Annotated in this window: 17 protein-coding genes; 8 read left to right on the plus strand and 9 right to left on the minus strand. The window is 44.4% G+C overall.

Going from position 1 to position 19078, the window contains the following annotated elements:
- The first annotated feature begins 20 nt into the window (after positions 1–20).
- The 3 genes from hrpB to AHMF7616_RS04680 all read left to right on the plus strand — a co-directional run bounded on the left by hrpB (position 21) and on the right by AHMF7616_RS04680 (position 4154).
- Positions 21–2465, plus strand: coding sequence for an ATP-dependent helicase HrpB (gene hrpB, locus AHMF7616_RS04670; RefSeq protein ID WP_115371826.1), 2445 nt, complete (start codon positions 21–23; stop codon positions 2463–2465).
- Positions 2466–2666: 201 nt separating this feature from the next.
- On the plus strand, positions 2667–3191 hold the full coding sequence (locus AHMF7616_RS04675; RefSeq protein WP_115371827.1) for a hypothetical protein: 525 nt from the start codon (positions 2667–2669) through the stop codon (positions 3189–3191).
- A gap of 447 nt (positions 3192–3638) precedes the next feature.
- Positions 3639–4154 carry a hypothetical protein gene (locus tag AHMF7616_RS04680; RefSeq protein WP_147275604.1) on the plus strand — a complete coding sequence of 172 codons (516 nt, stop codon included), beginning with the start codon at positions 3639–3641 and terminating at the stop codon, positions 4152–4154.
- An 86-nt stretch (positions 4155–4240) separates the two neighbouring features.
- On the opposite strand, the gene AHMF7616_RS04685 is transcribed toward AHMF7616_RS04680, so the two are convergent.
- Together AHMF7616_RS04685 and AHMF7616_RS04690 are read right to left on the minus strand one after the other, a co-directional pair.
- On the minus strand, positions 4241–4726 hold the full coding sequence (locus tag AHMF7616_RS04685) for a DinB family protein (RefSeq protein WP_115371829.1): 486 nt from the start codon (positions 4724–4726) through the stop codon (positions 4241–4243).
- A 168-nt stretch (positions 4727–4894) separates the two neighbouring features.
- The gene (locus tag AHMF7616_RS04690) at positions 4895–5938 is read right to left on the minus strand and encodes an aldo/keto reductase (protein ID WP_115371830.1); all 1044 of its coding nucleotides are present in this window, start codon (positions 5936–5938) and stop codon (positions 4895–4897) included.
- 197 nt (positions 5939–6135) lie between these two features.
- On the opposite strand from AHMF7616_RS04690, the gene AHMF7616_RS04695 reads away from it, so the two are divergent.
- Positions 6136–6798, plus strand: coding sequence for an NAD-dependent epimerase/dehydratase family protein (locus AHMF7616_RS04695; protein ID WP_115371831.1), 663 nt, complete (start codon positions 6136–6138; stop codon positions 6796–6798).
- 143 nt (positions 6799–6941) lie between these two features.
- Here the strand turns inward: AHMF7616_RS04695 and AHMF7616_RS04700 are convergent, their stop codons facing one another.
- The 3 genes from AHMF7616_RS04700 to AHMF7616_RS04710 all read right to left on the minus strand — a co-directional run bounded on the left by AHMF7616_RS04700 (position 6942) and on the right by AHMF7616_RS04710 (position 10626).
- Positions 6942–9065 (minus strand): carboxy terminal-processing peptidase, encoded by a 2124-nt coding sequence (locus AHMF7616_RS04700; RefSeq protein WP_115371832.1) that lies wholly within the window; start codon positions 9063–9065, stop codon positions 6942–6944.
- A 294-nt stretch (positions 9066–9359) separates the two neighbouring features.
- The gene (locus tag AHMF7616_RS04705) at positions 9360–10052 is read right to left on the minus strand and encodes an energy transducer TonB (protein WP_115371833.1); all 693 of its coding nucleotides are present in this window, start codon (positions 10050–10052) and stop codon (positions 9360–9362) included.
- Positions 10045–10626: an RNA polymerase sigma factor gene (locus AHMF7616_RS04710; RefSeq protein ID WP_115375466.1), complete on the minus strand. Its 582-nt coding sequence runs from the start codon at positions 10624–10626 to the stop codon at positions 10045–10047. Before AHMF7616_RS04710 ends, AHMF7616_RS04705 begins: the two co-directional genes overlap by 8 nt.
- Before the next feature lie 211 nt (positions 10627–10837).
- On the opposite strand from AHMF7616_RS04710, the gene AHMF7616_RS04715 reads away from it, so the two are divergent.
- A complete protein-coding gene (locus AHMF7616_RS04715; RefSeq protein WP_115371834.1) occupies positions 10838–11662 on the plus strand; it encodes a TonB family protein in 825 nt (274 codons plus the stop codon).
- A 92-nt stretch (positions 11663–11754) separates the two neighbouring features.
- On the opposite strand, the gene AHMF7616_RS27695 is transcribed toward AHMF7616_RS04715, so the two are convergent.
- Positions 11755–12513, minus strand: a complete 759-nt coding sequence (locus tag AHMF7616_RS27695) for a hypothetical protein (protein ID WP_317047583.1) — start codon at positions 12511–12513, stop codon at positions 11755–11757.
- Positions 12514–12972: 459 nt separating this feature from the next.
- On the opposite strand from AHMF7616_RS27695, the gene AHMF7616_RS26315 reads away from it, so the two are divergent.
- Complete coding sequence (locus AHMF7616_RS26315) at positions 12973–13119, plus strand: hypothetical protein (RefSeq protein ID WP_158546099.1); 147 nt, start codon at positions 12973–12975, stop codon at positions 13117–13119.
- A 418-nt stretch (positions 13120–13537) separates the two neighbouring features.
- Here AHMF7616_RS26315 and AHMF7616_RS04725 read toward each other — a convergent pair whose 3' ends face one another.
- Positions 13538–14728: a proline dehydrogenase family protein gene (locus AHMF7616_RS04725; protein ID WP_115371835.1), complete on the minus strand. Its 1191-nt coding sequence runs from the start codon at positions 14726–14728 to the stop codon at positions 13538–13540.
- 269 nt (positions 14729–14997) lie between these two features.
- Here AHMF7616_RS04725 and aroB point away from each other — a divergent pair, with 269 nt between their 5' ends.
- Both aroB and aroA read left to right on the plus strand, forming a co-directional pair.
- Positions 14998–16035: a 3-dehydroquinate synthase gene (aroB, locus tag AHMF7616_RS04730; RefSeq protein WP_115371836.1), complete on the plus strand. Its 1038-nt coding sequence runs from the start codon at positions 14998–15000 to the stop codon at positions 16033–16035.
- On the plus strand, positions 16032–17273 hold the full coding sequence (gene aroA / locus AHMF7616_RS04735; protein ID WP_115371837.1) for a 3-phosphoshikimate 1-carboxyvinyltransferase: 1242 nt from the start codon (positions 16032–16034) through the stop codon (positions 17271–17273). The genes aroB and aroA overlap by 4 nt, the downstream gene beginning before the upstream one ends.
- Before the next feature lie 100 nt (positions 17274–17373).
- Here the strand turns inward: aroA and AHMF7616_RS04740 are convergent, their stop codons facing one another.
- Positions 17374–18114, minus strand: a complete 741-nt coding sequence (locus AHMF7616_RS04740) for a MerR family transcriptional regulator (RefSeq protein ID WP_233507751.1) — start codon at positions 18112–18114, stop codon at positions 17374–17376.
- 156 nt (positions 18115–18270) lie between these two features.
- Entirely contained in the window at positions 18271–19062 is a 792-nt protein-coding gene (locus tag AHMF7616_RS04745) for a helical backbone metal receptor (protein WP_233507329.1), read from the minus strand.
- Positions 19063–19078 lie beyond the last annotated feature (16 nt).

A 19078-nucleotide genomic window follows, 5' to 3' on the forward strand; every position in this document is an offset into this window, starting at 1 on the left:
ATATGTAAGCAATTTTCCCCTTGCCCTTCAACCCCTTCACCATCGACTTACTCGTTCGGGAAATAATCCCGAGCGTTAAAGAACTCCTCGCTGACCGCAACACGCTGATTGTACAAGCCCCGCCGGGAGCCGGTAAAAGTACCTTGTTGCCGCTGGCTTTGCTGGACGAACCCTGGCTGGCTAATCAGAAAATAATTATGCTGGAACCCCGGCGCTTAGCCGCCCGCACCATTGCCGAACGCATGGCCTTTTTGCTGGGCGAAGAAGTAGGGCAAACGGTGGGCTACCGCATCCGCTTCGAGAACCGTACTTCGGCGCAAACCCGCATCGAGGTAGTAACCGAAGGCATTCTTACCCGTATGTTGCATTCGGATAATGCACTGGCCGGCGTAGGGTTGGTGATTTTTGATGAATTTCACGAGCGTAGCATCCACGCCGATGTCGCCATGGCCCTGAGCCGCGAAGCCCAGCGCACCAAACGGTCCGATTTGCGTTTGCTCGTGATGTCCGCCACCTTGGATATGCCAACGCTGTCGGGTTTGCTCCAAGCCGAGGTGGTGCTGAGCCAGGGACGGCAATACCCGGTGGAAACTATTTACACCGGCGACCTGGATGAATCGCTGCTGCCCGACCTGACAGCCCGCACTGTGCAGCGCGCCCTTCGGGAACAAGCCGGCGACGTGCTGGTGTTTTTGCCCGGCGAAGGCGATATTAAAAAAGTAGAAGGCTTGCTGCGCCGTCAGGTTGCCCGCGAGATTGCGATTCATCCGTTGTTTGGCATGTTGCCGCCCCACAAGCAATACGCCGCCATTATGCCCGACCGCAACGGTAGGCGCAAAATAGTGCTGGCCACGAGCATTGCCGAAACCAGCTTAACCATCGAGGGCGTGTCGGTGGTAGTGGATACCGGCTTTGGTAAAACCAGTCGCTTTGATCCGAACTCCGGCTTGTCGCGCCTCGAAACCATCCGCATCAGCAAAGACGCCGCCGACCAACGCGCCGGTCGCGCCGGTCGCTTAGGTCCGGGGACCTGTTACCGCCTCTGGACCGAAGCGACTCACACCCGCCTGGCGCCGCACCGCACCCCCGAAATCCTGGAAGCCGATTTAGCTTCTTTGGTGCTGGATATGGCTTCGTGGGGTATTATGGATATCAACCAACTCACCTGGCTCAGTCCGCCGCCCAAAGCCGCCTTGCTGCAAGCCCAAGATACCCTGCACCAGCTCAATGCCCTGGAACACGGCCGCATTACCGAACACGGTAAAAAAATGCACGCGCTGCCCACGCACCCGCGCCTGGCCCACATGCTGCTGGCTGCCGAAGAGTCCGGGCAACTAACTTTGGCAACTGATATTGCCGCCATCCTGGAAGAGCGCGACCCGCTGCCCCGCGAGGCCGGGATTGATATTAATTTAAGAATTGAAGCCTTGCGCCGCTTCCGGAAAGAAAACGTGGGGGGCAAAGGTTTAAAGAAAATAGAGAAAATAGCCGCACAATACCGCCGGCTGTTCGAGATAGCGCCGGATAACGGTTCCGTCGATCCGTACGAAACCGGCGTGCAGTTGGCGCATTGCTACCCCGAGCGCATTGCCTGCGCCCGCCCCGGCAACAACGCGCAATTCCAGTTAGCCAACGGCAAGTACGCCCAGGCCGGCCACCGCGACGACCTAGCCCACGATCCCTGGCTGGCCGTGGCGAACCTGGACGCCCGGCAAGGTTTGGGTAAGATCTTCCTGGCCTCGCCGCTGAACCCCAAAGATTTGGCCCCGCTCGTGAAAAAACAAGAAACCATTACTTGGGACCCCACCGACGGCGAACTCACCGCTTCGATGGATTTGCGCATTGGCTCCATTGTGCTGCAACGCAAACCTTTACCTACCCCCGACGATAAACACCGCCCCGCCGCTATTTCGGAAGCGCTCAAACGCGAGGGTGAAGAGTTGTTAAACTTTTCGGAAGCTGTTACGCAATGGCAAAACCGGGTGTTGAGCTTACGGAAATGGCACCCCCAGGAAGCCTGGCCCGACGTGAGTACGCCCACTTTGCTGGCTACCAACTGGGAATGGCTGCGGCCAGCTTTACAAGCTATTGAAATGCCAGAAGATTTAGCTGCAATTGATTTATTGCCGATATTGCAAGAATTTTTAGATGCAAATATGCAGGCGCGTTTAGAAATATTAGCCCCGGCCGAGTTTCCCTTACCCGATAATACTACTATGGAATTGCAATACTTCGGGAACGGCGCCCCGCCAGTGCTGGAAATTCGGTTGCAGGATGTATTGGACTGGGACGAGCAATCAGTAATAGATGCCGGAGAGATGCCAGTAGAGTTGCACTTGCTTACGCCGGATTTAAAGCCACTGGCTAGGATTACAGATTTAAAACAATTTTGGCAGGAAGATTACCCATTATTAAGGCTTGATTTACGGAAGCAGTTTCCAAAGATAGTTTGGCCGGAGAAGTAGGGTAGGAGCAAGCCTTCTGCTTAATTATAGAGTAAGGTGGGCTGTTAATTGTAAACAAGCTTTTTTGGGAGCCTATCCTCTTGAGCCTGATATTAGTTAACTTTAAACAAATAAATAATAGCCTAAAAGGGGAATTTAAATCCTATATTCAAGAACAATGATGCATAATACACGACCTAGCAGAAAGCGCTCTTAAAAATTATGAAACTAATTTCACTTCTTACTTTCTTCTCTTTCGTTTTGCAAAGTAGTGCCCAGCATCTGTCGCCAAAGCAGTTATTGCTATTCAGGCAAATGCCAGCAGAAGTGTTATCGAAAAAGTTAATGAAAAAAGGTTGGTCCTTTATGGAAGATAATAAGCCAACGCAAGAAACAATGGGTAAAGCTGTAGTGGCTTATCATCCCGTGGAGCCTGGAAATATGAAAAAAGGAGCAGAGGCCTGGTGTGTTCTTTACTATGCCCCAGAAAGTGCCAGCCGCTTGCTGTACAACCACTTCGGAAACGTTACCATGCAGAAGATTACCAAAAAGATCAGGAAGAGAGGCATGACTCTCATCGATAAGGGTGATGAACTAAGAGGTGTGAATTCACTGGCTTCGTATGCTGATTATGCGGATCAAGAGTTAGTATTTCGCGTAATGATTTATGAACTTTCCGATCAGTTTGGTATTAAAATTTTTGAAAAAGAAGATTACTTGCAAGCAAAACAAAATAATCGTCTGTAGATATATTGGTAAAATATTAAACTTAACTCTTTGTAAGTCCAGGAAAATCAATCCTGTACTCCAGTTTATATTTTTCTACTTTTGGATTTTTGTGAAGGCTTTAAAAAGGCTTAATGCTGAAAAAAGTCAGAAGGTATTTAACGGACAGACTTTCTATTTATTAAATTATTTTCTTCCTCTTCTTCTTTCCAGTTCAGGGCATTATTCAAAAACTTTAATTTAGTTACCCTAAAAAATCCGTAAAGCAGGATGGTAAAATGGCGGTGTAAATAGAATAATTTTGATATTGATAATTACATTACTTATTTTAAAGTCTGTTGGCATTATTTGTTTCGGGAAAGATTTTTGCATCAAGCGGTATAAACCAGTTCCTGAAACACGAATTTGTATATTTTACTAATGAAAAATTTAAATTTTTTTCTTTTGTGTCTTCTTCTGTTTACGGCCGTGCGATTTTCTGCTCACGCCCAAGAACCAGATGTAAATGAATTGGCAGCCGATAAAGTTACCATTGTTAGAAGTACAGATAAAACGGCCAAACCATTTAAAATTTTCGGTACCGAGGCTAATTTGCTGGCGGCATTTGGGAAACCTAAAAGTAAAACTATAGAGTTTTCCGAGATGGATCAGGTTAATTTTACGGTTTACCGGTACAATGGTGGGGAGTTCTCCTTTTTTGCCGATACCTTATATTATTTTCGGATCACTGGTCCGGCCTTTCAAGTACTAACGCCTACTGCCTCTAAAAATGCGCCTAAGTATTCGTTGAAAGTAGGGGATAAAGCAAATAAAATCAAATTGGTTTATCCGAAAACGTATCAAGCTCGAAACAGCGAGAATGTTTATTTTTTCTGGCTCTATCGCTTAGCTGGCAACAATAAAGATAATAAAACCCGCTTAGAACGCGGGATCGGTATTTTCACCACCAATGGGCTTATTACCGACATTGTTTACGAAGAGTAGTGCTCCCGGTAGGGTTACAGCAAAGGCATATATTTAAAAAACGCGACTAATTCCCGGCAAAAGGAGGTTGTTGATTCACCGCAATCTTAAGAGGAGCTTTCCCAGGTTTTGAGCAATCGCCGCATCAGAAGAATTTGCCCGGTATGATAGGCATTGTGTTCGGCTACCAGCATAGCCTCCCGCACTAGGTTTTGGCCATTGCCATGCGGAAATGGCTCATATAAATTGTTGGCTGGGTTTTGTACCAAATAGATCATCTGTTCTATTCCCTCCTGAATACTTTGCTTGCTTCTATTCAGGATTGCCTGGCTGGCTGGTTTGGCTTCCGCTGGCCAATAGCCCGAGGGCCACTCCGGCGATTCATGGTTCGGGTCGCGGCTAAATTCTATAATATCGTATAAGGCCAGGCGGATATGCTCTATTAATTGCCAAAGGGTATAAGGCAATTCCGGAATGTTGGTGCCGGCTTCTGTTAGGGTTATATCGGCTATAACTTCTTTCAGCGGCGTAAATGCTTGTCCGCCGTGCAATAACTTTACTAGGTGCTCCCGAAGTATCTGGTCTGGGTTCATAATTTTTTAAATTTTTGCTTTGCCGAGTTCCGGTTTAAGGCGATTTTGCGGAAAATAGCTGCGGCATCCAGTTCCTACTTTATATTTTATTTACCAAAAGATGTAACTGCTTGTGCAACAGAAAATCTCTTGGTAAATAAAAATATCTGCTGCCGAGCAAAATGCTGCCTACTTCTGATAGAAATTGGGTAACGGATTTAACTTGGTATTCTGGCGTTGGTGCCAGTACGGGTAAACAGGAGGTACTTCGCTGGCTTTGTCCAATTTTTTTACTTGCTCCACGGTCAGGTGCCAGCCTACGGCCCCCAGGTTTTGTTTTAATTGTTCTTCGTTGCGGGCGCCTATAATTATGCTGGAAACAGTAGGCCGTTGTAATAACCAGTTTAAAGCTACCTGGGCCACTGATTTATCTACTTCTTGGGCTACCTCATCGAGGGCATCTAGGGTGTTATAAAATACTTCTTCGTTTAATACGGCTTCCGGTACGGGGCTACCGCCTTGCGCAATGCGGGTATCCTGGGGCAAGGGTTGATTGCGGCGAAATTTACCCCCCAAACGCCCGGCCGCCAGCGGCGACCAGATTAAACTACCCACTTTTTGATCGATGCCCAGAGGCATTAACTCCCATTCGTAATCGCGGTTAGCTAGCGAATAATATACCTGGTGCCCGACGTATTTGGTCCAGCCGTATTTTTCGGAAATTGCCAAAGATTTCATGAGGTGCCAGCCGGAATAATTAGAAGCCGCGATGTAGCGGATTTTACCGGCTTTTACCAGGGTATCCAGGGTATGTAAGGTTTCTTCAACGGGCGTATTGCCGTCGAAGCCGTGCATGTGGTACAGATCAATGTAATCGGTACCCAGCCGTTTTAAGCTGCCTTCCACCTGTTTTATCAAATGAAACCGCGACGATCCCTGGTTGTTCGGGCCTTCGCCGAACGGAAAAGTGCCTTTCGTGGAAATAATCATTTTGTCGCGCCGACCCGCAATGGCTTTGCCCAGTATTTCTTCGGACGCGCCTTGGGAGTAAATATCGGCCGTATCGAAAAAGTTAACGCCAGCGTCCATGCACACATCAATGAGCCGGGTGGCTTCTTCTACCTGCGTGCTGCCCCAGGCCTTAAAAAATTCCCCTTCGCCGCCGAAGGTGGCGGTACCAAAACTTAACACCGGTACAAATAAGCCGGACGCTCCTAATTGTCTAAATTCCATAGTTTAAATGTTGTAATTCCGTTGTAAAAAATGCAGTTTGCTTCAGAATACAGCTTTACCGGCCTTTAGGTTTGCTTTTCTTTCTGATCCAAACCTTTAGCTCCTACGTAATTCTTTTGTTTTAGAATTAAGTGCCCGGCCTTTTTTGTTTACCGCTGAGCTAAAATTTAAAAAATCAGCCAAAAGCCTTTTAAAAGATGAAACTAAATGTAATTATAACCGGCGCCACCGGCATGGTAGGAGAGGGCGTTTTGCACGAATGCCTCCAACACCCGGACGTTGAAAAAGTATTGGTGATTAATCGTCGGCCCGGTGATAGGACGCATCCGAAATTGCACGAAATTATTCACCCGGATTTTTTAAACTTTTCAACCATCGACGTTGATTTTACTGCCTATAATGCTTGTTTCTTTTGCCTGGGGGTTTCGTCGGTAGGGATGAAAAAAGAAGAATACTACCGCCTGACCTATGATTTAACGCTGCACATAGCGCATACCATGGTGCGCCACAATCCCAATATGGTTTTTTGCTATGTTTCCGGCGCCGGCACCAATAGTGCCGAAACGGGGCGTTTGCATTGGGCCCGGGTAAAAGGCAAAACCGAAAACGATTTGTTACAACTACCTTTTAAAGCGGCTTACATGTTTCGGCCCGGGTTTTTGCAGGCAACGCCCGGTTTAAAGAACGTGAAATCGTATTATAAATACTTTGCCTGGTTGGCGCCGGCTTTAAAGTTATTCTATCCGAATGGATTTTCGTCGTTGCGGGAACTAGGTTTAGCCATGATTCACGTGGTACAACGAGGTTACCCTACACCGGTGCTGGAAGTAAAGGATTTTAAAGCCTTAGCGAAGGAGTGAGTTAGTTAAGTATTTAATTTATAGTTGCAATAAAAAACAAAGCAGGAGATGTTCCAATAACTATTCCCGCAATTACTACAGGCACATAAAAGAAGAAGGCCAGTAAAATTACCGGCCTTCTTCTTTTATAAACAACTTAAAACTTATTCACTAAACTGATCTTTCACTACGTTTAAAGCTTCTTCCAGGTAAATATCTTTGTTTAAAGCTTTAGCAAAACGGTTCATGCGATTTACCTTAACCGTATCAGATTTAGCGGTGGTTAAATCGGCTTTTAAAGCAGTAACGGTAATGGCCGGAGCGCTTTTTTGTAAAGTTTCGTATTTGCTGGATTCTTCCTTGGCTTTTTTCTGCATGGTCCGGTAATCTGCCAGCTTTAATGAATAGTTGGTCATGTCAGCACGAGACTTAAAGCTTTTAGCCTGATTCGCAATGGCGTTAAACAACTCGTTGTTGGAAATTCGTTGTTTGCTGTTAGCTTTAATGCGTTCCACGTTTAAGGCTGGTTTAGCCCAGGTCTGGTACTCAGCCGGTTTAATTTCGTCCCAAGGTAAAGCGTATTCCTGTTCTTTTTCGCCTTGCTCAATATAGGTGTATAAGTCCGGTAAGATAATATCCGGAGTAACGCCTTTTAGCTGCGTAGCGCCCCCATTAATGCGGTAAAACTTTTGAGTAGTTAGTTTTAACGAACCAAAAGGTTTTAAAGCATTGTATTCCGATGGCAATACTTGGTCGAAATCAAATACCTGTTGTACGGTACCTTTGCCGTAGGTAGATGAAGATCCCACAATAATGGCCCGCTTGTAGTCCTGTAAAGCCGCCGCTAAAATTTCGGAAGCGGAAGCACTAAACGAGTTCACCATTACCACCATCGGACCATCAAACTGAGTAGCTTCGTCGCGGTCGCGTAACACGTTCGGCGCCGCCCCGCTGGATTCTACCTGTACTACCGGGCCTTCCGGAATAAACAAACCCGTCATTTCTACTGCATCCGGTAAAGAACCACCGCCGTTGTTCCGCAAATCCAGAATAATGCCGGTAGCTCCTTCTTGCTTTAATTTCGCAATTTCAGTTTTTACGTCTTCGCCACTGTTACGGCCTCCTTTGCGGGCAAAATCAGCGTAAAAAGTAGGTAATTTAATGTATCCTACTTTACGTTTATCCTGAATTAACGCCGACTGAGCGTAGGTATCTTCAATAATGATAACATCGCGGATGAGCGGAATAACTTTAATGGTAGCATCGGGTTTTTTAACAGTTAAGCGCACTTCGGTACCTTTTTTACCCCGGATTAACTGAATGGCTTTGTCAATGCGCATGCCTTCCACGTTCACGGGTTCCTGACGGCCCTGACCTACTTTTAAAATAATATCGCCAGCCTTTAAATCGCCCTGGCGATACGAAGGCGTACCGGCCACAATTTCCATAATCTTAATCTGACCATCTTTTTCCTGTAGCTGCGCGCCAATACCTTCTAAACGACCAGTCATGGAAATATCAAACTGCTCTTTGTCTTTCGGCGGAAAATACTCGGTGTGCGGATCGTACAGATTCGTAATGGAATTTACGTAAATGGCCATCCACTCTTCTTTATCGGTTTGACCAATACGGCGGTAAAAATCTTCGTACGTTTTTACAACTTTTTTTCGCGCTTCGGCTTCCAGTTCCGGCATGGATTTCTGGGCTACCTTGGTGTCTTTGTTGTTTTTGGCTTTTTCCTGTACATCAATCAAATCCGATAATTGCAGCATGGTTTGATATTTCAGGTATTTGCGCCAGGCTTCTTTTAAAGCCGCTTTATCGGCGGGATATTCTAATTTATCCACGTCGGTTTCTACGGTTTCGGCCACCGTAAAATCAAAAGGTTTCGATAAAATTTCTTTGTACAAGCCTTCGGATTCTTTTACCCGCGTTTGAAAAAGATTAGTAGCAAATTCAAAAAACTCGTACGAGCCTTTTTTTACTTCATCATCAATATCCGTTTCAAATTTTTTAAGCTGAGCAATATCTGCTTGGGTTAAAAACTTTTTATTAAAAGCTAATCTTTCCAAGTAGGTTTTATATACATCTTTCGAGAAAGTATCGTCTACTTTTTTCGGGTGAAAGTGCGCCGAAGTTAGCCCTTGCATTAACACTTTCATTAATACGGCATTTTTGTCGGCTGCCGCATCCACGGGAGCAGGATGATTAAATTTATAAGAAGCCAATACTACTACCAGCAGCAGCACGGCGGCATAAGCAAAAAATTTGGTTTTCAATTTAAACATATTAGGTTAATTTATACAAAGTGCTAATCAAAAGTAGTGCCCGAGGTAGAACTGGCAGTATTGATTTTGTACGATAGATTCAACAATTGGGTAAGCTTTTTATAATATATTATTCAACAGGAAAAAAGCTGTTAAATGCGTTTAAACGTAATAATGGGGCTACCATTCCAAAACATAGAACAAAGGAGTAAACGGCCTATCTTAAACGAAACAAGTTGCAGAAAATATTGTTTACAAACTATTTAATCGGTGTTATTTATTTACAACATAACCTGCTTGCATTTAGTTTTTAGATTATCTAATTATAACGGGTAAGGTAATTTTTTGTGCTACTGGTTTGCCCTGCGGATGGGCGGGCTGCCAAACGGGGCCTTGTTTTACCCAGTTTATAACGGTTTCGTCCGTGGTTTTACCTAAGCTTTTAATCACCTGAAAGTCTGTCAGGCTGCTATCGGGGTTTACGGTGAAACTAATAACAACGCTGCCTTTTTTTAACGCAGTAGTAGCCGAAGGCTCGGCGGGTTGGTTTTGTTGCTGAAGCAGGTAATTTTTTAAATTTTTATAGCCTTTTACCGGTTGGGCCTGGGCATTTAAGCCAGGGCTGGCTGGCCCCGGATTAAGGGTAGAAGTTGTTTTAGCCATATGTACTGCATTCCAGACGATAGCCGCCGAAATTAAAATTAAAAAAACAATAGCGGTAGCAATCCCCCAGGTTTTAATATCGTTTACCAAGGTGTTGGGTTTGCGGCGGGTGGTCCGTTTTTTAATCAAATGATTCAGCTCCAGCAAATCGGCGCGCGATTTTAAGTAATCGGCCTGGGCAAAGCCTTCCAGAGCTTCGGTACAAAGCGGGCATGTTTGGAGGTGTACTTCCATTTGCTGCTTCTCGGCCGGCGTAACCTCGTTCGTTAGCAGCTGAAAAAGCTTTTCCTGCGTTAAATGAAAACCTATGGGTTCGGTTTGGGGCGATGGATGCGAATTAATCATGTTGGCGATCAAGGTAAATTTTTAAATTTCTTTTCCCATTCTGGATATAACTTTTGATTTTATTTAAATCGAAACCGGTTATTTCGGCTATTTCTTTGTACGACTTCCGGTGCAGGTAAAACAATTCCACGCATTGGCGTTGTTCCGCCGGAATCTGGGCTAAGCCTTTTTCTAAATTTTCGATTTTTGCTTCCAGTATTATTTCCGGAAACTCTTCGTCTGGAGCGGCTTCGGTGAGCAAGCCATTACGGGCCAAAGCTTTTACTTTTTCGTCTTTGGTTTTTACCGCGCGCAGCTGCATGAGGCAATAGTTGCGGGTAAGTACGTGCAGCCAATTGTTAAAACTAGTTACTTCTTGTTTTTTTAAAACGCCCAAAAGCTGCTCAAAAATTTGCATCACGGCATCTTTACTTTCTTCCGGGTCTTTTAAATATTTCAGGCATACGCCATACACCAGGTGCGTGTAGCGCCGGTACAATTCTCCTACGTAATTACTGTCTTTGGTTTGCTGATACAACCGGATCAGTTCTTCGTCCTTAAGCAGCGAACCGGCAGCGGATTTTCGGAATAGCATAGAATTTTGGTTTAAAGGCTTTCCAGTGGTCGTAAATACGCGCAAAATCCGGAAAAGAAAAAATTTATTTTTCTATGGAATCTATCCATTACTGGCATCTTAAAGCTATAAACAAAAACAGAAAGGAGGTGCCCCGCCAAAGAGAGAAGCCAGCTAAACAACCCAAAAATTTAAAAATTTGCTTACCTATTATCTTTATTATTTAATCCGTATGAAAACCCTAACCACTCCGGACTATTCGCTGGACGATATTATTTTTGAAGGCCGTCACCAAGCCTACGGCGCCTATGCTTTACGAAAAGCTTACCCGCAACATATCAAACGAGCTACCACCTACATGTTTGCGGCGGTAGGTTTAATTATAGCAGCCGCCCGCTTGGGTATTGCTTTTAAACCCGACTTAGTTCCAGATCGAACGGATAAAAGAATTATCGAAATTTCCACAGTTGTTATGCCGAAGGTAGAAGAACCGGTAAGGGAGAAACCTGTGGTACAGGCTTCTCCAAAAGTAATTACCAGTACACCAACTAAGCGTTTGGTAACAACCCACATTGTTCCGGATCCGGTTCCGGTAAATGAAAACATGCCTGATCAAACAGATTTTACAAACGCGGAACCAGGACTAGAAGATGTGGTGGGTAAACCCGGAGCTGGACCAATAGCAATAGGGGCGGATAGCGACCACCCAATGGCCGGTACAGCCGAGGAAACAACTGAAAACGTTCGGGATTTTGTGGATATTATGCCGGAATTTCCGGGTGGGTTGAAGCAGATGTACGACTTTATCCGGCGCACTTTGCGTTACCCCGCCGAGGCTCAGCGCCAAGGTTTGGAGGGCACCGTAGTGGTAACATTTGTGGTGGGCAAATCCGGTGAAATTTCCGATATAAAGGTAATAAAAGACGTTGGCGGTGGCACCGCCGAAGAAGCAATTCGGGTGATACGCAGTATGAAACCTTGGCAACCCGGCCGCCAGAAGGGCCAGCCGGTACCCGTCAGGTTTACTTTACCGCTGCGTTTTTCGTTGGCTTCATAACCCCTAGTACTTACGTAAACTTTTTTTCTAACGAAAAAAGCCTTACCATGTTGGTAAGGCTTTTTTGTAGAAGTATGTATTGTTTTTAAAAATTAACGGTAAATGCTTTCGCCATGGCTGTTGCGCCATTCGTTTTCAAAATGGTGGGCATCTTCTTCTGTACGCGGATGAACTCCCATCACAATCCCCCCGTCTTTCACGCCAGACTCGTATTCTTTAGCATGATCTTCCGGAATACCGGAACCTACTAAAGCTCCCAATAAACCGCCGGTTAAACCACCTGCTCCCGCACCGGCCAAACCAGCAGCTAACGGACCAGCTATTATCAGGCCTAAACCTGGTAAAGCAACCGAGGTACCAATGGCGGCTACCGCCCCTACAATTGCTCCTAATGTACCGCCAATGGCTGACCCGGCTCCGGCTCCTTCCAGGGCTTTATCGCCTAGGTCAGAGTCAGGGGTGTGATCTCCAAAATGTTTCTTACGGGTGTCGTCCGACATTACCAAGTTTACATCGTCTTTGCTGTAGCCACGGCTTTGCAAGGAAGAGTAAGCTCTTTCGGCACTAGCCCGGTCCCGGAACATGCCCGTCATCATGCGCGAGGTGCCTCCAGAATTAGAATTTCCAAAAGTAGAACCACTTCCGGAAGTATTTCCTAAAGAAGAACCTCCTAAGGAAGTAGCACCTGCTGCAGCTGCTCCTAATGAAGAACCACTTAAATTTGAATCGCTGCTGCTGGAACTTCCGGCAGTATTATAATCGGTGTTAGATGTACTAAAAGGGTTATTAGAGTTGTTTGGGTTGTCGAAACTACCGCTATTCTGGTTGTTGTTGCCGGTTGTGTTTTCCATAGTTTTTATCAAGTTTTAGGTTTAGAACTAATTTTAGATAGCAATTTTTTAAACAGTTGATTTCCAAAATTTGTATATGGCTAAACGATTTATAAAATAAGAAGTTGCAAACCAAGCTTAAACTTTACTTACGGGTAACACCGAGTAAAGCAGTATAACAATATGCATAATTAAGGATAAAGCAAGGTTGTTGAAAATATTAAAAATTTTGAACGCGATCTTTGTTTTGTTTCAAGATTATAGATCATACCTTTTAAAAGCATGTAGAACTAAGGATCCAGCAAGTATTATATCATCTATAGCTCTTTATTCACTAAAACTACCCTCGTTTAAAAGGGATTATACGATATAAAATTTAAAAATATAACCAGATTAAAGTATGCTGGCGAATCAGGCTCTTCTAACTTCATGGGGTTAATGGCAGGATAAAGCCTGGCTTGTAAGTATTTCTGGAAAAGAATGGCTAGCTCAAAAATTTTAAAAATAAAGGTGTTGGGGTCGCTCATGCGGTTTATGATGATATTGTACCCGGAAGTGAGCGCCGGCGAAGTAAAGACCTCGGTAATTAAAGAAATTAAAGAAGCGCTTTCTTCCTTCGAAAATTAAGTTTGCGTTTTATCTGGCACGCCGAAAGGAGTTTCGTTGGTAATTATTTTAATGCTGCAAGTGGCCGATATTAATTTATTGGTGCAGGATGCGCAACGCAAGAGGAACACAATTATGGCCCAACTACCCAGCGACGTATATACGTTAACCATTTAAGAACTTTCTGTTTCCAATGTTCCGTAACTGCAATTTAGGAGTAACCGGTAAACTGAGCACAACGGCGTTTTACCAATTAGTTACAGATCGCTTGCAGCCGCAATTAGCAATATGGGTTACCTTAGCAGCAGTAAGGGAAGTAACTTAGGTACCAGTAACCGTAGCTATCCGCAACGAAGCCAATTAAAAGTCAAAAAGTAGACGCTTTTTTAAATTTCAAATCTTTTAGCACTACAATTCTTGTAGGCCAACTAAAAACTTACTATGCAGATTTTAATGCTTTTCGCCGCTGCATTTCCTTCTTTATCAGATTAAATTCCCGGCTGCTTTGGCCCGCAATAGCGGTATTTTCTTCGGCCCGCCGCAGCAGATAAGGTATCACGGCTTCCACAGGGCCATAAGGTACGTATTTGGCTACATTGTAGCCGGCGTGCGCCAAATTGTACGATAAATTATCGCTCATGCCGTACAGTTGGGCAAAGTAAATGCGCTTATCGTTGGGCGTAATGCCGTGTTTTTCCATTAAATCTACCAGTAAATAAGAGCTGGCTTCGTTGTGCGTGCCCGCACAAATAGCTATACGATCTAAATGCTCCACACAAAAAGTTAAAGCTTCGTTAAACAAAGCGTCGGAGGCTTCTTTAGTAGAATTAATCGGATTGGAATACCCTTGCTCCGCGGCGCGCCGGGCTTCTTTCTCCATATACGCGCCGCGGACTAATTTGGCGCCAATAAAGTAATTGTGCTGCACAGCTTTTTGGTAATCGCGTTGCAGTACTTCCAGGCGGTCGTGCCGGTACAATTGGTAAGTATTATAAACAATGGCTTTTTCGCGGTTGTACTTCGCCATCATTTCATAGGTTAAAGTATCAATTACTTCCTGAAACCAGCTTTCTTCGGCATCTACCAATATGGCAACGCCGTATTGGTGCGCGCGGTGGCACAATGTTTCCATGCGGTTGCGGGCCCGGGCATAAGCCTTTTCTTCCTGAGGTGTTAAAATTTCATTCGCTTGTACTTTTTCTAAAACCCGGCTATCAGCAATACCACTTACTTTAAAAACCGAGAAAGGAATAAACTGGGAAGTATTGGCTTTTTCAATAGTCGCCAGCACTTCTTTGGTAGTACGGTCGAAGCTGTTTTCGTTGTTTTCACCCTCCACGGAGTAATCCAGGATGGTACCAACATTGGCTTTGCCTAAGCTTTGGATAGCCTGATTGCATTCCAGTAAGTTTTCGCCCCCGCAAAAATGTTGGAAGATGGTAGGCTTTACCACAAATTTTACCGGTAAGCCCCATTTAAAGGCGCGCTGCACCAGGTTTCCGCCTTTTTTTACCAGAAAATTGTTATTCATGGCAGCGAACAAAGTATACATTTTAAGTAATTCCGCGTCTGATTTAGTGGCAAAGGCTACGGCCGTATCATCAAAAGAAAGCTTGCTTTCGGTGGTCATGCACAATTGATTTGATTAGAATAGATTTTAGTGAGGATTCAGTTGGTTACTTTTAGGTAATGCCTGATCCGGGTTTATACATTCTTAACTAGTAAATACCTAAAAAAGTTAAGCCGTATTGCTACGAAGCACGAGAATAGGCTACAAGAATTACACCACGATAAGTAGGCCCATTATATTTACAGAAAGTGTAAACTTTTACTCCGGTATTTGACAAAGGTTAGATTTAATACCTATTTTTAGGACGTCAATTTTAGAAAATTATTGTTTTGTTAGAAAATATTCATATTGGCCTGGATGTCCGGGAGCAATTGCAAGAATTTTTAAAAAACCGGGCTTTTGATAAAATAGCCGTGCTGGTAGATGAAAATACCGCAGCGCTATGCTACCCATTACTGCGCCCCTATTTGCCCGAACATACGCTCATTACCATTAAAAGCGGAGAAGAACAGAAAACCTTGGCTACCTGCGAACACGTGTGGCAACAGTTAACCGATATTCAGGCGAGTCGCTGGTCGGTGTTGGTAAACGTGGGGGGCGGCGTAATTGGCGATTTAGGCGGGTTTTGCGCGGGTGTTTTTAAGCGCGGCATTTACTTTGTGCAAGTGCCTACTACTTTGCTGGCCCAGGTAGATGCCAGCGTAGGCGGAAAAACCGGCGTTGATTTCAATGGTTTAAAAAACCATTTGGGCGTTTTCCAAGAACCTTTAAAAGTGTTTATCTATCCGGAATTTTTAAAAACTTTATCTGAAAGAGAAGTTAAATCAGGCTATGCCGAAATAATAAAGCATTGGCTGATTGCCGAAGCGGCCTCGTTTGAAGAACAACGCTACATTGGTTTGATGACGGAAGACTGGACCAAACTAATTGAAGATTCGGTAGCGGTAAAGGCCCGGGTGGTAGCCAACGATCCGAGGGAAAACGGACTCCGGAAAATTTTAAATTTTGGTCATACCATTGGCCACGCCGTAGAAACGTATTTGCTGGCGCAACCCCAAAGAAAGCTGTTGCACGGCGAAGCTATTGCGGTAGGCATGCTCTGCGAAAGTTATTTATCGGTGCGCAAAGGATTATTAACACAATCCGATCTTTCTAAAATAGAAACCTTTCTTTTTTCGGTTTACGAGAAAGTAAATATGGCGGCCCGTGAATACGCGGCCATTGCCCGATTAGCTTTGCAAGATAAAAAAAATACGGGTTCTACAATTAACTGTACTTTACTGGCGGCCATTGGCGAAGCCGTCTACGACCAACCGATTACTTTGGCCGAAATAGAAGTTGCTTTAAAATATTACCATTCTTTATGATTTCTACAGCCATTACGCTTACTCACCTTACCGGTATTTTGCGGGGAACGGTTACTTTACCGGCTTCTAAAAGCGAAAGCAACCGGGCTCAAATTATAAATGCTTTATCGGGTGCCGCTTCCACGCTGGATAATTTATCCGAAGCCAACGATACCACAGTAATCACCAACTTGCTGCAATCTACAGCTAACGAGTTAAACGCCGAAGACGCCGGCACGGTCATGCGCTTTATGACGGCCTACCTGGCCGTAACGGATCAGCATAAAGTAATTACGGGAACTCCCCGCATGTTGCAACGTCCTATTGGGGTTTTAGTGGATGCTTTACGGCAGTTAGGGGCGCAAATTGATTATTTGGGTCAAGATGGTTATCCGCCTTTGCGGTTTAAAGGCATTGATCGGAGCCAGAAATATCCAGCTACATTAAAAGTACGCGGCGATATTAGCAGCCAATATATTTCGGCTTTGCTCATGGTGGCACCGCTTTTTCCGCAAGGCTTAACCCTGGAGCTGCAAGGCAAAGTAGGTTCCCGGCCGTATATTCAAATGACTTTGTCCTTGATGAAGCATTTCGGGGTAGAAGGAACTTTTAATAATAATACCATTACTATTCCGGCGCAAAGTTACCGAGCCAACCATTACACCATAGAATCGGATTGGTCAGGAGCTAGTTACTGGTACAGCATGGTTGCTTTAGCTAAAGATGCTTCCGTGGAACTTAAAGGATTGCGCCCGAAATCGTTTCAGGGAGATAGTGTAATTGCGACCATCATGGAGCATTTAGGAGTACGCACCACCTACGTGGCCAACGAGGTAGTACTCACCAAAACCGGTACCGTAGAACCTTTCCGCTTCGATTTTACGGATTGTCCGGACTTAGCCCAGACGGTGGCCGTGGTAGCCGCTGCTAAAAACGTGGCGTTAGAAATGACGGGTTTAGAAAGTTTGCGCATTAAAGAAACCGATCGTATTGCCGCTTTGCAACAGGAACTTCAAAAAATTGGGGGCGACCTGGAAGACTTGGGCGAGGGCTTGTTTCGGGTGAAGCCCGCTACATCTATAAATAATAACCCGGTTTTCCATACCTACGAAGACCACCGCATGGCCATGGCTTTTGCTCCCGTAGCCTTATTAACTCCCATTACCATAGAAGAACCCGGCGTAGTTAGAAAATCGTACCCCCGTTTCTGGCAGGACTTAGAACAATTAGGTTTTGCCATCAAACCATTGGAAAAGTAAAGCTATACTGTTAAAAATTTAAAAAATTCTTTTTAAATGTTAACTTATCTTGACTAAAAAGTCCTCCCACCATTCAGGAGGACTTTTTAGTTTCAAACTATTATTTTAATTTTTTAGCGTAATGCTTCATGGCTTTGTTCAGAAACTGAGCAAAAGCCGGATTCGGTTGGCCTTGCTGACTGGTGTAGCGTTCATCGGTAACATACAAATCAGCTAGACCAGCGTAAGCTTCGGCTTGTTTGTCCGGGCTGCCGGCAGTTCCCCAAAACTCCCGGATAATAAGATAATGTTTAGCAATAACCTTTTGCACTTGTTCGCTGGTGGGTTCTTCTCCCATTAAACTTAAAAGCTTTATCTGGTTAGCTTTTGCTTGTTCTTTTAAGCTTTCAAATTCTGGCTTGGATTTGTTCAGCAAATAGTTTTGGGAGCGCTCGAAGTCAAAGCCCCATTTTTCTTTAGCTTCCTGTTGCCAGGCTTCTGCGGTTTCCCGAGGTAAGCCTGCGTATAATTCTTCGGTTGATAGCATCGTCTTATTTTTTAAATGGTTAATGGTTTTGTCAATGGTTTGCAATAAGGTTTCGAGCCGATCTTTTTGTTGTTGTAATTCTTTTTTGTGAAGTTCTAAGGCCGATAAAGGGTTAAACTGCGGATCGTCTAGAATTTCCGCAATTTCTCTTAAGGGCACTTGGAGCTCTTTGTAGAAAAGAATTTGCTGCAGCCGTAAAGCTTCGGCTTTTCCATATAATCGGTAGTTTTTCTCGGTCCGGATGGCTGGTTTTAGCAAACCCATCTGATCGTAGAGGTGAAGTGTCCGGACACTTACTCCCGCCAGAGCGGCCAGCTTTTTTCACAGAATAGCGTTCCACGGCTTATTGCATAAAGTACCCGACAAACATAAGCTATGACGTAAGGGGAGAGTCAAGTAATTTTTTAAAAATTTTTATTTTTTTGTTGCAAGAGGTAGTCTTCAGTTAAAAGTAAACTATAGGGCTTTTTTTTAACTCAGCTCTACTGCAACTTCTGCCATTAGCTTTTCAAAATAAGCTGCGGAATATTGGAGGCGGCTGCCGTACCAGGAGAACATTTCGCCATCTACTAGTTTGATGATTGCGCTGGGGCACAAAGCCTGAAATTCCTGCACGTGTTTTTCCCGGAAGGGATAAGGCTCCGATGAAAGTAAAATTACTTTCGGTTGGGCTGCCTGTAATTGCGTTGCCGTAATTTCGGGGTAACGGGAGAAATTCGCAAATACATTAACAAAACCACAACTTTTCAGCATTTGGTGAATAAAGGTATCCTGACCAACACTCAGGTATGGTTGTCGCCAGATGAAATAAGCGGCCGGTATTTTGCGGGTGGGCTTTAAATTTTGAAAAGAATTTAAAATTTTTTGAATGAGTTGCTGAGCCGGTTCGATCTTGTTGGTGATAAGGCTAATTTGCCGCACCATTTCCATGGCTTCTGCTAAATTAGTAATATCACTCATCCAAACCGGATATTTCGCCTTTAGTTGCAGAATGCCTTCCTGGTAGTTTTCCTCTTTATTGCCAATAATCAAATCAGGATGTAAAGCATCTATTTGGTCGAAATGGAAATTTTTGGTTCCGCCTATTTTGGTCTTACTGCTAACTTTTTCTGCTGGGTGATTGCAGAATTTAGTGATGCCTACTACCAGATCATCCAATCCTAAATCAAAAAGTAATTCGGTTTGGGAAGGTACTAAAGAAACAATACGCCGTGGCTGCTCTGGTATTTCTACAGGATAGCCCATTTGATCAGTTACCAGCATTGATTTTTTAAATTTT

The sequence above is a fragment of the Adhaeribacter pallidiroseus genome (assembly GCF_003340495.1).
In the GTDB taxonomy this organism is placed as follows: Bacteria; Bacteroidota; Bacteroidia; order Cytophagales; family Hymenobacteraceae; genus Adhaeribacter; species Adhaeribacter pallidiroseus.